Here is a 13,840-nt window from a genome sequence, read left to right as displayed (position 1 = left end):
TTTGACATGACAGCGATGCCATGTTACGAAACATGAAGAAACTTCATATTCACATCATAAAAAATAAGCGAAGAATTCCTTCAAACTGGAATTCTTCGCTTATTTTTGTTCTAAGAGCTAACTTCTTAAAGCATCACTTAAGGTTGCTTGGACGTTTTGTTTTTTTCATTCAGAAAGCAAATGGGACATTTGCTTTCTGAATTTTTTATACATAATTTCCTTCGAAGCGGCTGAATGTCCCTAGCTCCCAAGTTATTTTAGTATTTTTTTCGTATTGATCATTAAATGCCGTTTACCTTCTAATTTGTATGAGAGTGAACTTTCATCCAACAACTCTTTTAGGGTAATCTTCCCAGAAAAATAATCGCGTAATGTAACTGTATTAGCCACGAATTCTATTTGAGGAAATTTTTCACCCTTTTCGTCAAAGCAAAAATTCAACTCGAGCCTATCAGGAGCCTGATCTCCAAAATAATTAATGAGCTTCTGGGTATAGGGAAGGATGACATTTTTTACTGCATAGGATGTGTTTTCATCTCGAAGAACCCAAAAACAATAGTATTTTGAATCAATATTATAAATACCGAGGACAGTAGATTCGCGACCTGGTACGATATATTTCGACTGGACATTTGTACTATATTCTATTACGAGATCACTATAGCCGTCTCCTGATCCTATTCTTTTAACTTTTTTCTTTTTTCCATCCTTGGTCATTTCGGAATATTCATATCTTATAATATCAGAAGGCGTGTAAAAATGGGTATCTGTTTCTATAAGGAAATTCGATAGCGTTTCTTTTATGGGGATATCTGATTGTTTTAGTAGATCCGCGATATATTGAGGAGAGCCTTTTTCTATAGGTGCAGCAAGGGTGGAACCAGTAAATAACAATGTAAAACAAAAACCAAAAGTTAAGATAAATTTTAAATTTTTCATACTTTCCTCCTATCTAGACATCAACATATTTATTGTATCGTAATTTATATGAGTTTCATTAAATATTTACCAGATGATGAAAAAAAGCAGGCTTTTTGACCTGCTTTTTGGTTTCTTTAACATTGCTTTTCCCTTGCCTTGACTGTCGGTTAATCTACTATGTATCACATGTATAACATGTAAAAAAACCACATTAAATGTCATATTTAAGTCAGTTACAAATTTTAAAAAAAAGTGTATGTTATGTATATGGAAGAAAAAATCAATAAAGTAAATATATTACATTTTTAACCCTTTGTTGTGTTTTACGCTCTTCTTCATCCGGTTGGAGCTTGGCCTAACCTGGATGCTTGCTCCAAGTCACCATGATACTGATTGTATCCAATAAAAGTTTACTTTACATTTTGTGTAACAGTTAAAATTGCTTCACCATAAACAGCAATAGGAAGTGATGGCATTATCAATGGGACATGATCGCAAGTCTGTGAATATAAAACTAGATTATAAAGGGGGATAGCGTTATCGAGGGGTATTGTTCTGCAAATAAAATTGCGTTTTTTAAGCAATCGTTGATGTTCATGAGAAACAGTAATGACTGCCCCGATCGCTTCGGTCACTCATTGATAATCCAATTATTTTTTTATAAATCCATTATAGCCGCTATTATACAGCCATCCTTCACCGATTCAAACATAGATTATATCACTGATAAGTTCTCATTAAGTTCATTGCGGTAAATTCCGATTTATATGTTCTCTGCATCCAGTACTTATGGTTCGAGTTTAATTGTTTCTTCGCCTCATAATTCGTTCCACTCGTTTATAGTTGACGAGGGTCTGGTGCCTGAATAATAAATTCGGAGAAGAGTAGGTTTGCTCTAAAAAGAGTATGCTCAGATGTGGATAGGCTTCAATGTTTTTTAAAATTACATGGGGGTGGAATAATGGAAAGTATAGAGTGGCAATTAGAGCACGATAGAGACAAATCTCAAAACCTTTGGGGAACAAAGAGGAAAGTTGAGTGGCACGCCGAGTCAGCCCCAAATCAACAATTGGTCATGCAAATAGAGTCGGCATTGTACGATTATCCTATGTGGAAAGTTAACTTATCGCAAATTCAGTTCCAGAACGAGAGTCAGGAGTGTAAACATGGGAGTATGGAAGAAAGAAGTGTTGTACGCTGCGAGTTTGCAGTAATGGTCAAGCTTGTAGATAATGCACTTTCTTCTTTAAGTCCTGTGCAGCATAGATTCGTCACTCTGAGATATTTTTCCAGAAAGCCATTTAAGAATATTGCCGAGGAACTGGCGATGACCGAACGCCACTTGTATCGCATTCGTCAAGAGGTTATCAGGCTGTTTGGCATTGCTTTCGGTTGGCAATAACTTCGACTGCTAATTAACTCTGTCGATTACAAAATGGATACAAGGGGAGTAAATAAGTTATGGACAGTAGTTACACGCTAAAGCAGGTAAAACGTACCCTTGAGCGGTATCACGAACTTCGTAGCACCGCTGGAGTGGGAATCTCCCGTTTTGAACAAATACGTGCCAGTGGAATAACTAATTATCAAAATATGGAAGAAATTATTTGCATGTTGGCAGATATCGATCGGGCCGTCATTACGCTGACCTCACGGCAGCGGGCAATCGTTGAGTTAGTTAAAACAGGTTATTCGCCTACTTTAATCAGTCGCAAACTTAACATAAGCAAATCAACCTTCAAGGGTCATTTTGGCGCTGCAATTTCACGTATTACCGCGTATCTAAATTCTATAAAATATGTAGATAAAGACCGGGTGATATTGTAAAGCAGGGAAGTTATTGGTTAGACGTAAGGAGAGAATGTTATGAGAAAAGAAGTGGTTGTACTAGAAAAACATTGTGACTGGTTGCTTACTCTGCCGAATGTGGTAGGCGTGGGTATTGGTAAAAAAGTAAGGGAGGGCGAGATTATTGGTGAACTTGCCGTAGTGGTACTGGTAACCCATAAAGTGGCTAGATGCCATTTAACGCCGGAAAGCATGATTCCAGCCGAGTTGGACGGTGTAGAAACAGATGTTATAGTGGTAGGCGAACCTAAGCTGTTAGGAAACATGGGGAAAACATGACCTGCTTGTCCAGTATATTATTAAATTTCATAGTAACCGTGTAAGCCCTCACTATTGTGGGGGCTTACGCTTTTCTACAGTAAAAATTTTTGATTGTCATAGTCCAATTCTGCTTGCGATGTACGGATAAAGAGTGAGAGGAAATCTCTGAATACCACGTCAGAAACAGATCACAGCCGGATAGAGACGGTACTGGCGAGTAAGGAAGGGACAAGCTTTCAGGGTATGCAGAGAGTCTTTTCGTTGGCGATCAAAATTTTAGGAGGGCTTATTAATGGAAGAGTTAAAGGTAATGCAAAAACATCAAGACCGGATTTTTAACCTGCCCAATATAGTCGGTGTAGGTATCGGCTGCAAAGTGCAGAATGGTATTGTTTCTCAAACACCTGCCATTGTCGCTTTGGTTGTTAAGAAAGTGGACAAAGCTTATTTGCCGGAAGCAAGCATGGTTCCTGCCGAATTGGATGGTGTAGTTACCGATGTCAGAGAAGTAGGGGAAATTAAACTTCTTGGACGTACCGATAAACAACGGCCGGCATGTCCTGGCATCAGCATTGGTCATTACAAAATTACCGCCGGTACTTTCGGCGCAATGGTTTACGACAATCAAACAGGTGATCCACTTATTCTCTCAAACAATCACGTTCTGGCCAATGTAACCAATGGGCGTGACGGCAGAAGCACCATTGGTGATGCAATATATCAACCGGGTAGTTATGACGGAGGTACCTCGGCGGATACGATTGCCCACTTGCACCGGTTTGTACCGGTTTATTACGGTTCGGGCTCGAAAACGAATCTGGTAGATTGTGCAGTAGCTAAGCCGATAAGCAATGATCTCATAATCGATGAAATCATGGAAATTGGTAAAGTTGCCGGGGTTGCTCAGGCCGCGGTAGGTATGGATGTGAAGAAAAGCGGCCGGACTACCGGGCTGACAACAGGCACTATCGACACCGTGCATACCACAGTAAAGGTGAATATGGGCATTGGTACAGCTACTTTCAAGGATCAGATCGTGGCCGGTGCAATGTCCCAGGGAGGCGACAGCGGGTCATTGGTGCTTAATAACCAAAACGAAGCGGTAGGATTATTGTTTGCCGGTTCCGATTCTACGACTGTGTTCAATGACATCCAGAATGTATTGAGCGCCCTGAAGGTAAAATTTTAAAGTAAATTGTAGTAGCCTCCATTCCAATTCTGTACAGGGTAAGGCGCAGAGGTTTTAGTAACGCAGGTTGACAGGCAACTGCGTACATATAAAGGATCGCTCCAATTTGGTCATATACCAGGTGGATAGCGGTCCTTTATATCTTGTCTTTTTCAATGGTGCAGCTTTATAGGGACAGATAAAGGAAGGCTGGGATAAAACCTATGAAATATTATACATTGGAAATGCTGAAAACCATCTACCGTGAAGAGTATTCCGAATTGCCTGCGAACGAAATTCACGATAAAGCCAAAAAATTGCATACGCAGCTTAATACTCTGGATATTTACTGGAAACGTAGCAATCACCGCTTTTACGATAATGTTGATTTATACGGAGGGATCCAGGACCGGGAAGCCAGGTATCGGGATTAGTTATCCTAAGAAATGTAGGAACACAATTTTGTGAGAGGATACATTGATGGATAATAGGACGCGGCGTGGATTGATTTTCCTTGCCGCGTCTTTTAGCTTTTTGGTCAAGCTGGGCAACTATTAGCCCGCGCGAACCTTGACGTCAGTAAGCGGTTATTTTATTGAACGGGTTTTTGTTAGTTTCTAGGATGTTAAAAATGTAGGAAATGAGGGGTGGAGTATGGAACAAATAATTCCATTTGGAGAGATAGCAAGAAATCCAAACACCGCCTGGGCAATACTTGCGATAACCTTAGTTATCTATGTCATGAAGGATAGTGGCAAGCGGGAAGAACGATTGATGGAGATAATTGAAGGTACGTTAGCAGAGCAAACCAAAACATTGAACAATGTCAATGATAGCCTGTTGAGCATGAAAGATGCGGTTTATGACGTAAAGGCCAGAGCTGAGGACATTGAGGACTTAATGGTATCCAGAAAGAGGAAAAGAAAGTTGGACAAAACATGTACTGACCCCGAACACGCCGGAGGTAAGATGGCGGCTGGGGACGTCAGGCTGCGCGAAAACACTAACTAAAAAAGATTTCTAAAGATCCGCCTAACCATGAATACCAAGGGTTGAATGATACTGGTTACGTCTTGGCTGACATAAACAAGGCGAATATAGCAAAAAGCGAAGAATTCCTTAAACGTGGAATTTTCCGCTTTTTTTGTTAGGTGAATTAATTTGGTTTATTGTTTTAATCTTCCTACAGACGAGGTTATCAATATATCTTGTCTTTACCTGATGAATTCACAGCAGAGTTCTGCAAAATGGTTTTGATCGTGCCTAGTAAGATTGCCTGCTTATCGGGAGTAAGTGAATCAAATATTTGCAAAAGTTCAGTACGAAAAACTTTTGGACTTTCAGATTTCGAGCAAGCAGTTGAGTTGTTGCCTGTAAGTATCCAATCAACGGAATAACCAAAGACATCATGAATAGCCTTTAACGCTATAGCACCGGGAAGCGCCCGACCAGATTCCCAGGCACTAATATTTCCGCTTGATTGAATCCCTAATGCTTTCGAAAATTTGTCCATTGAAAGGCCGGTTTCTTTGCGTATCTGTTTAAGGCGTTCTACTATTTCAGCATTGTCCATATAAATCCTCCTTGAAAGGAGTTGTAAATTAACATTTTACTTAAATATTTGCTTGACTTTAAGTAAATATTTAAGTAAAATTAAAACAAGAAAAAATATTTCAAATAGCCTAAAGTCTGTTTTAGGGTGTTAAAAGGTAGAAAGGAGCTGATCTATAATAGTTTGTCCGTAAATTAATAAAAGTGAGGTGAGACCTAGTTGAAAAGCCAGCATTGCAAGTCGCCAAGCACACATGCTGCTGGTTTCGTGTACCCAAAATGCGATATGGCATTAAAGTCCAAAAGAAAAACTTTACATCTATTTTATTATAGCCTAACCACTTTAAAACGTAAATCCAATTATAAAAACGATGCGGTCTTATCGTGAATAAGAGCCATTAATCATTACTTTTCATAAGGTCAATTAATTCAATAAATTTCTCTCTTTCAGCCGGGGTAAGTTTCTTGGCAGAGTGAAGAAACCGTTGCAATTCTGGTTCTATTTCAGTTTTTTCAACTGCAAAGAATTCACTCAGAGGAATGCCAAGCGCAGTACAAATACGTTCTAGAGAGTCTATGGATGGTTTAGTAACATTATGTTCTATCTTATTAATTTGCGAAGGCACAAGACCAATCTTTTCCGCCAGTGCTTTACCGGATATGCCTGATTGCTCTCGTAAAAAACGTAAACGTTCGCCAATATTCATGCTAGCTATCTCCTGTAAAATTTCATTTTCTATATTATTCCCTAAATTAATACAAAATTAGTGAATTATAGGAACAAAAAATATTGACATTGTGAATATAAATCACTATAATAACCGTATGGTGTGAATTATAAGCACATAAAAACGAGAGTAAGATGTTTGTACAACAAAAAAGGTTGATTCAAAATCAACTAAAAAAAGGAGTGTGATTTTTAATTACCTGTCCCCAAACCATTTAAAAGCGAGGTGACAACCTAATCCAAAAAGCAGCATTGTACCGCCAAGCACACATGCTGCTGGTTTTTTGCGCCCAAAATGCGGTATAGCATGAAAGCGCAAAAGAAAAATTTTACACCTATTTTATTATAGCCTATCCACTTTGAAACGTAAATACAACTGCAAAAAACGATGCGGCCTTAACACGTAATACCATAAACAAGGAGGCTTACCCTATGGCTCATCCCCAGGTTGGAAAGTTTCAAATTGATTCGGAGGTGGAAGAAAAGGTACAGGCCCTGCCCGACAATGCCTTTACCCCGCTAGCGGACGGAGAAGAGTATGTGCCCGTTTTATCGCCACAGAAGGAATATAAGGAAGTAACCCTGTATTCCGCTTCGTTGGGGCTGGTACTCGGCGCTATATTCACTGTGGCGGCTACTTACATGCCGCTCAAAGTCGGTCAGGGCATAACATCCGATGTGCCGATTGCCGCGATTGGCATTGGTCTGGCAGCCGTTCTCGGGCGAAAAAATGTCTTAGGTGAAAATACCATAATGCAGTGTATCGGTTCTACCGGTTCCATGGTGAATTCCGGCATTCTCTTTGTCTTACCGGCGTTGTTCATTTTACAAATGCAAAATTCGTACAGCCAATTTGTCTGGACAACCATTCTGGGCGGCGTTTTGGGCATTGCCTACGCCATCATTTTGCGTAACTATTTTGTTCAGCATATGCATGGCAGGTATCCGTTTCCCGGCTCACTGGCGACTACGGAAATACTACTATCCGGCTCGCAGGGAGGCAGCAGCCTGAAAGTGCTGGTGAGCAGCAGTATCGTGGGCGGTCTGGCTGATTTTATCACCAATTCTTTTGGCTGGTGGAACTCGGTATTTACGTCCCGGTTCTGTGCGTTAGGGGAACAGGTGGCCGGTCAATATAAAATGCTTCTTGCCATTGACGTAGAAGCAGCTGTGCTGGCTATGGGTTATATGACAGGACTGCGTTATGCCGCCATTATTGCCGCCGGTTCGCTGTTCGGCTGGTGGTGCCTGATTCCCTTTGTCAATTTTTTTGCTGACGGTCAAACGGTTCCGGTAGGAAACAATGTGGTAAAACTGATTAAAACCATGTCCCCGGAAGAAATATTCCGTAACTACGTTAGATTCATCGGTATTGGTACCCTGGCGATGTCCGGGATACTGGGCGTCTTCAAAATGGCTCCCTTTATCGGTATTGCTTTCAAAGATGCCCTTACCGGAATATTGAAAACCCGTTCCCAGAGCGGGGAAGTGTTACGTACCCAACGCGATCTTCCCATGCCTTGGATCATGGGCGCAATCACTGCGGTTGCAGTTATCTTTACGGTTATTATGAAATCAACCTATGCAGATACCTGGATCCAGTCTGTGCTGATTACGGCGGTTCTCTTAGTGGGCTCATTTCTCTTCTCTGTTGTCGGTACTACCTCCATTGCTTTTACCGCCTCGGAGCCGGTATCCGGTTTAACCTTGCTGACGATTCTTATTGGGGCGCAAGCCATGATCAGCACAGGACTGGTGGGGGATGCAGGCATTATGGTGGTGCTGCTAATGGCAGCTGTTGTTTGTTCTTGCCTGTTTATGACCGGTTGTTTTGTTGGCGACCTGAAAGCTGGCTTTTGGCTGGGGATTACGCCCCGGAAGATGCAGGAATGGAAACTCATCAGTATTATCATTTCTGCTTTTATTTCGGCCGGAGTCGTGATGTTACTGGCAAAAAGTTTTGGCTTTTCCGGCCAGGGCTCGCTGGTAGCGCCGCAGGCCAATGCGGTAGCTGCGGTTATTTCGCCGATGATGTCCGGTCAGGCTGCGCCCTGGATGCTGTATATTGTGGGAGCCTGGTTGGCTGTTTTCCTGGATATGATGAAAGTACCGGCGCTGGCCTTTGGCCTGGGACTGTATATTCCGCTGGAATTGAATCTTCCGCTCTTAATTGGCGGTCTGATTTCTTATATTGTCTCTAGCCGGAGCAAAGACAGTCTGCTCAATAAACTCCGCCATCACCGCGGTATACTCATAAGTTCCGGCTTCGTTGCCGGAGGTTCCCTGATGGGAGTACTCAGTGCCTGTCTGCGTGTAGCAGGCTATGATTTTGCCGCACTGCCCTGGGGACACACCGAAAATCCGGAATTCTGGTCACTCATTATGTATGGTTTGCTATGTTCCTACTTTATCTGGTATGCTACCAGACCAAAATCCTGCGAGGAGTAACACAAAAAAAAGGAGGGTTTTATCATGGATGAAAGAGTCCACGAGTTAGCGAAAAATCTGATTGGGTACTCGGTTCGTCTGCGGCCGCAAGAGAAGATCTTGATTGAAGTGTTTGACGAGGGACTGCCGCTGGCGCAAGCCTTGGTGAAAGAAGCTTACCGGGTCGGCGGGATGCCGTTTGTTACCGTTAAAAATAACAGAATAATTCGTCAACTGCTAAGAGAGGCAACGATTGAGCAGCTAAAAATGATAGCCTTGTGGGAATCCCAGCGAATGGACAGTATGGACGCCTATATCGGCGTGCGCGCCGCTCCGAATATCTGCGAGCTGTCCGATGTTCCCACCGAGCAAATGCAATGGTACCAGCAATACTGGACCAAGCCGGTGCATACGGATATCCGCGTGCCGAAAACCAAGTGGTGCGTGCTGCGCTACCCCAATCACTCGATGGCCCAATTAGCCAATACCAGCAGTGAAGCGTTTGAGGATTTCTATTTCGACGTCTGCAATCTCGATTATGCCAAAATGGATCAGGCCATGGAGCCGTTAATCCATTTGCTGGCGGTTACCGATAAAGTCCATATTGTCGGCCCAGGTACGGATTTACATTTCTCCATTAAGGGCGTTCCGGCGGTGAAATGCTCCGGCCTGATGAATATTCCCGACGGGGAAGTGTATACGGCGCCGGTAAAAGATTCCGTCAACGGTTATCTCGCCTATAATACGCCTTCCCTGCAGGGCGGTATTACGTATGAAAATGTCCGTTTTGAGTTCGTCAATGGAAAAATCGTAAAAGCTACGGCCAATCAAACCGAAAAACTAAATAAAGTGTTGGATACTGACGAGGGTGCCCGCTATATTGGCGAATTTGCGCTGGGCGTTAATCCCTATATCACAACCCCCATGAAAGATACGTTATTTGATGAAAAGATACGGGGCAGTTTCCATTTCACTCCGGGAAGTTGTTATCAGGACGCCTATAACGGCAACCGTTCCGCCATTCACTGGGATTTGGTCTGTATCCAGACGCCGGAGTATGGCGGCGGGGAAATCTGGTTTGACGACCGGCTCATCCGCAAAGACGGCGTGTTTGTCATCCCGGAACTTGCCGGATTAAATCCGGAAAACCTGTTGTAAGGATTACGGTGCCTGAATGGTGGGGGAGGATTAAAGGCTCAGGCATTTTCATAACGTGTTGTGCCTGAAAGTAGCGAAAGGAATGTTCGTAAAGATGAAAAGAGGAAAGTTAAGTATTGTACTGGCAGCCATGCTGGCCCTGGCGGTAGCTATGACCGGATGCGGCGGCGGCCAAACCGCCAAGACTGTGGAACAAAAAGGCGATTTGTCGAGCAAGCTCACCGAGGTTATTAAGGCGGAACAGCCGGAAAAAAATCCTGACCTGGCGAAAAGCCGCAAAGACACGTTAATTATCGGTGTAGATACGCCGGATGGGGTGTTAAACCCCTTATATGCAGACTCTAGTTATGATAACAAAATCAATACAACAATATTTGATTATCTTCTGGGCAAGGACCCGCAAGGGCAGCCGGTGCCTGGTGTGGCCGAACAGTGGGAGATTTCCGCCGACGGGTTGGAATATACCTTTCATCTGCGCAAAAATGCTACTTTTCATGACGGGAGTCCGGTGACGGCGGAGGATGTTGCCTTTAGTTATTACATATTGTCTGACAGCAGTTATGACGGACCCAACGATGTGTTTTCTTCTTTCATCAAGGGCTGTAAGGCATATCATGACGGCATAGCCACGACGATTGAAGGAATACAAATTATTGATCCGTATACGATTAAGTTTGTTTTGGAGAAACCGAATGCTTCTGTTCTTTACAGTTTCACGGAGTACTTTTCGCCCATTTTGTCTAAAGCCTATTATGGCAAAGACTACAAACAGGGTAATACCGAAGGGATAAAAAAATTGCACCGGGCGCCCATGGGCAGTGGGCCGTATAAGTTTGTTCAATATAAGGAAGGAATCGAAACGATTCTAACCGCGAATGAGAATTACTGGAAAGGCAAACCCAAAATAAAGAATGTTATTTACAAAGCTACGAATGAAAATACCAGAATTCAGATGCTGAGCAGCGGTGAAATTGATCTGGACGAGGTCACGGTAAATGCCAGAAATGTTGCGCAGTTAAAAACGGCCGGTTTTCTTACTATTCAGATGCATCCGACCAATGGTTACGGTTATATGGCCATGAACATAGCCAACCCCATGTTTAGTGACCGTAAGGTACGTCAGGCCTTAGCGTATGGCCTCAATCGCAAACAGGTTGTTGATGCTGTGTACGAAGGCTATGCCGATGTGGCCAATGAACCGGAGTCCAAGGTTGGCTGGGCCTTTAATCCTGATGTCAATACCTATGAGTATAATCCGGAAAAAGCGGCTCAGATGCTGGAGGAAGCCGGCTGGCGAAAAGGGGCGGACGGTATCCGGGAAAAGGATGGCAAGAAATTTATCATTCATTTCACTGCTTCTAGTCCCAATCCGGTAAATGACGCGCTTATTCCTGTGGCCAAGCAGAATTATGAACAGTTAGGGATAAAGTTTGTTCCTGAACAGATGGAATTCAATGGGGTCGTGAGGAAACAAAAATCCGGTGAGGCGGAAATGTTCTTTATGGCCTGGGGTCTGAATACCGACCCTGATAATTCGACTATATTTAAAACCAAGGGGACACAGAATTATTTACATTACAGCAATGCCAAGGTCGATGCCTTGCTGGAAAAAGGCTTAGCCACAACGAATCTGGCAGAGCGCAAGCAAGTGTACCAGGAATTATATAAGGAACTCAATGAAGACCTTCCGTATATTTTTATGTATCAGCGCCGTGATATGTATCCCATTAATGCCAGAGTGCAGGGGATCAGCATATCGCCATACCGGAACTTTACTTATGACTTATGGCAGGCTGAAATAATATAAGCCGGTAAGTCAATGCTTTTGGCATACGTTTTAAGGAAAGGCGGGAGGACGTGCGGCAGTACATAATGCGCAGGGTACTTCAGATGATTCCTGTATTGTTCGGTGTTTCGATAATTCTGTATATTTTGTTTACTATGGCCCCTGGCGATGTGGTTACCAATATGGTGCAAAGTAATCCGAAGATGTCTATAGAAAAACAGGAGCAGCTAAGGCATTTATACCATTTGGATGAGCCTCAAATCGTGCAGTACGGCTATTGGGCCCTGGGGGCGATTCAGGGCGATTTCGGTGATTCCTATAAATATAAGCAGCCTGTGGGCAAAGTGATGAACAGCTATATTTGGAATTCGTTCTATCTGGGGCTGGCGTCGCTCATTGCTGCGGTGCTGTGCGCGATTCCGATTGGTGTTCTTTCTGCGACCAGGCAGTATTCTGCTTTTGATTACTTTTTTACCGTGTTGGCCATGGTCGGGATATCGATCCCCTCATTTTTCATGACTATGCTGCTGATCAAATGGCTGGCGATTGATCTGCCGATTTTCCCGGTAGGCGGTATGGTTACCACCGGCAGCAGCGCAACCGGTTTTGCCAAATTTACGGATGTACTCTATCATATGGTGCTGCCCTTCTTTGTCCTGACTTTTATGGAAGTAGCCATGTTCATGCGCTACACTCGGACAAGCATGCTGGAAGTCATCAGACAGGATTATATCCGGACGGCAAGGGCCAAAGGACTTGGGGAAAAGATTGTTATCTATAAGCATGCTATGAAAAATGCCTTAATTCCAATCATTACTCTGTTGGGTATTTCGCTGCCGGTGTTGTTTGCGGGTGCTATTATCACCGAAACGATTTTTTCGTGGCCTGGCATCGGACCGGTAACGTTATTGGCAGTGAATAACCGGGATTACCCCTTACTTATGGGTATTAATATGCTATTGGCGGTTTTGACCCTGGTAGGGAACCTGCTGGCAGATGTCGCTTATGCTCTGGCAGATCCAAGAATTAGGCTTAAGTAAGGGGAGAGAAGGATGGAGGCAAAAGTAGAAGTTAGAGTACAGCCCAAGCCCAACCCGGATTATAAGCAGGAAAAGGCTGTAAGTCCCGGCAGGCTTGTCTGGAACCGGCTTAGTAAAAATAAATTAGCTATAAGCGGCATGTTTATTTTGCTGGTTATCGCTATCGTGTCTGTGGCCGGGCCCTGGTGTTCGCCCTATACCATGGAATCCATGGATTTTTCCAGCAGACTCATGGGACCCAGTGGCGCGCATCTACTGGGCACCGACCACCTGGGACGGGATGTGTTTACCAGACTTATGTATGCCGGGAGAATATCCTTAACCATTGGCATTGTCGCTGTGCTCATAGAAGTGGTCATTGGCGGCGGCCTGGGGGCTGTTGCCGGTTTTTACGGTGGGAAAATTGATGGGATTATTATGCGCGGTGTTGATATATTCTTATGTCTGCCTTTTTTACCGCTGCTCATTGTATTAGGCGCAATACTTTCCGATTTCAAGGTTTCGCCCCAGTATCGAATCTATATGGTCATGTTAATTTTAGGGTTAGTTGCCTGGCCGGTAATATGCCGTGTTGTTCGCGGGCAGATTTTATCGCTGCGGGAACAGGAATTTATGCAGGCAACGGAGGCTGTGGGCTTAAAGGACAGACGGAAAATTTTCAATCACTTGCTGCCCAACACCTTTCCCGCGATTATTGTTGCCGCTACCTTAGGGATAGGCTCAGCTATTCTAACCGAATCAGCATTAAGTTTTTTAGGTTTGGGAGTTATGCCGCCCACCGCGTCCTGGGGCAATATGATCCAGGTGGTGAATGACCTCTACTCCATTCAGCATTATTCATGGTTATGGGTACCCCCGGGAGTATGTATCTTACTGACGGTAATGGCCATTAATCTGTTCGGCGACGGGTTAAGAGACGCTCTTGATCCTAAGTTGAAGAAATAGGGGGAAGG

The 13,840-nt window shown here is 43.6% G+C and carries 14 protein-coding genes; 11 read left to right on the top strand and 3 right to left on the bottom strand.

From position 1 onward, the window contains the following. Positions 1-252 precede the first annotated feature (252 nt). Positions 253-939, bottom strand: coding sequence for a hypothetical protein (locus SRRS_RS26035; protein WP_371364579.1), 687 nt, complete (start codon positions 937-939; stop codon positions 253-255). A gap of 943 nt (positions 940-1,882) precedes the next feature. On the opposite strand from SRRS_RS26035, the gene SRRS_RS26030 reads away from it, so the two are divergent. From SRRS_RS26030 to SRRS_RS26005, 6 genes are all read left to right on the top strand, one after another. Continuing rightward, positions 1,883-2,323, top strand: coding sequence for a hypothetical protein (locus SRRS_RS26030; protein ID WP_371364577.1), 441 nt, complete (start codon positions 1,883-1,885; stop codon positions 2,321-2,323). A 59-nt stretch (positions 2,324-2,382) separates the two neighbouring features. Then, positions 2,383-2,748: a LuxR C-terminal-related transcriptional regulator gene (locus tag SRRS_RS26025; protein ID WP_371364575.1), complete on the top strand. Its 366-nt coding sequence runs from the start codon at positions 2,383-2,385 to the stop codon at positions 2,746-2,748. A gap of 39 nt (positions 2,749-2,787) precedes the next feature. Beyond that, on the top strand, positions 2,788-3,048 hold the full coding sequence (locus SRRS_RS26020) for a hypothetical protein (RefSeq protein WP_371364573.1): 261 nt from the start codon (positions 2,788-2,790) through the stop codon (positions 3,046-3,048). Positions 3,049-3,322: 274 nt separating this feature from the next. Then, a complete protein-coding gene (locus SRRS_RS26015) occupies positions 3,323-4,219 on the top strand; it encodes a hypothetical protein (RefSeq protein WP_371364572.1) in 897 nt (298 codons plus the stop codon). 203 nt (positions 4,220-4,422) lie between these two features. Further along, the gene (locus SRRS_RS26010; protein ID WP_371364571.1) at positions 4,423-4,632 is read left to right on the top strand and encodes a hypothetical protein; all 210 of its coding nucleotides are present in this window, start codon (positions 4,423-4,425) and stop codon (positions 4,630-4,632) included. Positions 4,633-4,852: 220 nt separating this feature from the next. Further along, positions 4,853-5,209 (top strand): BhlA/UviB family holin-like peptide, encoded by a 357-nt coding sequence (locus SRRS_RS26005; protein WP_371364569.1) that lies wholly within the window; start codon positions 4,853-4,855, stop codon positions 5,207-5,209. A gap of 187 nt (positions 5,210-5,396) precedes the next feature. On the opposite strand, the gene SRRS_RS26000 is transcribed toward SRRS_RS26005, so the two are convergent. Then, entirely contained in the window at positions 5,397-5,771 is a 375-nt protein-coding gene (locus SRRS_RS26000) for a helix-turn-helix domain-containing protein (RefSeq protein ID WP_371364568.1), read from the bottom strand. A 376-nt stretch (positions 5,772-6,147) separates the two neighbouring features. After that, positions 6,148-6,456, bottom strand: coding sequence for a helix-turn-helix domain-containing protein (locus SRRS_RS25995; protein WP_371364566.1), 309 nt, complete (start codon positions 6,454-6,456; stop codon positions 6,148-6,150). Positions 6,457-6,908: 452 nt separating this feature from the next. Here SRRS_RS25995 and SRRS_RS25990 point away from each other — a divergent pair, with 452 nt between their 5' ends. The 5 genes from SRRS_RS25990 (at position 6,909) to opp4C (ending at position 13,832) form a co-directional block, all read left to right on the top strand. After that, on the top strand, positions 6,909-8,924 hold the full coding sequence (locus tag SRRS_RS25990; RefSeq protein WP_371364564.1) for an OPT family oligopeptide transporter: 2,016 nt from the start codon (positions 6,909-6,911) through the stop codon (positions 8,922-8,924). Between the two features lie 24 nt (positions 8,925-8,948). Further along, positions 8,949-10,061, top strand: coding sequence for an aminopeptidase (locus SRRS_RS25985; RefSeq protein ID WP_371364562.1), 1,113 nt, complete (start codon positions 8,949-8,951; stop codon positions 10,059-10,061). A 94-nt stretch (positions 10,062-10,155) separates the two neighbouring features. Continuing rightward, positions 10,156-11,868 carry an ABC transporter substrate-binding protein gene (locus SRRS_RS25980; RefSeq protein WP_371364560.1) on the top strand — a complete coding sequence of 571 codons (1,713 nt, stop codon included), beginning with the start codon at positions 10,156-10,158 and terminating at the stop codon, positions 11,866-11,868. A 50-nt stretch (positions 11,869-11,918) separates the two neighbouring features. After that, positions 11,919-12,887 (top strand): ABC transporter permease, encoded by a 969-nt coding sequence (locus SRRS_RS25975; RefSeq protein WP_371364558.1) that lies wholly within the window; start codon positions 11,919-11,921, stop codon positions 12,885-12,887. Positions 12,888-12,899: 12 nt separating this feature from the next. Beyond that, on the top strand, positions 12,900-13,832 hold the full coding sequence (opp4C, locus tag SRRS_RS25970; RefSeq protein WP_371364556.1) for an oligopeptide ABC transporter permease: 933 nt from the start codon (positions 12,900-12,902) through the stop codon (positions 13,830-13,832). Positions 13,833-13,840 lie beyond the last annotated feature (8 nt).

It is taken from the genome of Sporomusa rhizae (assembly GCF_041428845.1).
Classification (GTDB): Bacteria; Bacillota; Negativicutes; order Sporomusales; family Sporomusaceae; genus Sporomusa; species Sporomusa rhizae.
Note: the sequence above shows the minus strand (reverse complement) of the source record. Positions and strands in the feature narration are given on the sequence as shown.

What these genes read in the sequence shown, in the direction of transcription:
- SRRS_RS25990 (WP_371364564.1), top strand. Translation starts at nt 6,909, where the DNA reads ATGGCTCATCCCCAGGTTGGAAAGTTTCAAATTGATTCGGAGGTGGAA.
- SRRS_RS26035 (WP_371364579.1), bottom strand. Translation starts at nt 939, where the DNA reads ATGAAAAATTTAAAATTTATCTTAACTTTTGGTTTTTGTTTTACATTG.
- SRRS_RS26025 (WP_371364575.1), top strand. Translation starts at nt 2,383, where the DNA reads ATGGACAGTAGTTACACGCTAAAGCAGGTAAAACGTACCCTTGAGCGG.
- SRRS_RS25985 (WP_371364562.1), top strand. Translation starts at nt 8,949, where the DNA reads ATGGATGAAAGAGTCCACGAGTTAGCGAAAAATCTGATTGGGTACTCG.
- SRRS_RS25980 (WP_371364560.1), top strand. Translation starts at nt 10,156, where the DNA reads ATGAAAAGAGGAAAGTTAAGTATTGTACTGGCAGCCATGCTGGCCCTG.
- SRRS_RS25995 (WP_371364566.1), bottom strand. Translation starts at nt 6,456, where the DNA reads ATGAATATTGGCGAACGTTTACGTTTTTTACGAGAGCAATCAGGCATA.
- SRRS_RS26030 (WP_371364577.1), top strand. Translation starts at nt 1,883, where the DNA reads ATGGAAAGTATAGAGTGGCAATTAGAGCACGATAGAGACAAATCTCAA.
- SRRS_RS26005 (WP_371364569.1), top strand. Translation starts at nt 4,853, where the DNA reads ATGGAACAAATAATTCCATTTGGAGAGATAGCAAGAAATCCAAACACC.
- SRRS_RS26000 (WP_371364568.1), bottom strand. Translation starts at nt 5,771, where the DNA reads ATGGACAATGCTGAAATAGTAGAACGCCTTAAACAGATACGCAAAGAA.
- opp4C (WP_371364556.1), top strand. Translation starts at nt 12,900, where the DNA reads ATGGAGGCAAAAGTAGAAGTTAGAGTACAGCCCAAGCCCAACCCGGAT.
- SRRS_RS26020 (WP_371364573.1), top strand. Translation starts at nt 2,788, where the DNA reads ATGAGAAAAGAAGTGGTTGTACTAGAAAAACATTGTGACTGGTTGCTT.
- SRRS_RS26015 (WP_371364572.1), top strand. Translation starts at nt 3,323, where the DNA reads ATGGAAGAGTTAAAGGTAATGCAAAAACATCAAGACCGGATTTTTAAC.
- SRRS_RS26010 (WP_371364571.1), top strand. Translation starts at nt 4,423, where the DNA reads ATGAAATATTATACATTGGAAATGCTGAAAACCATCTACCGTGAAGAG.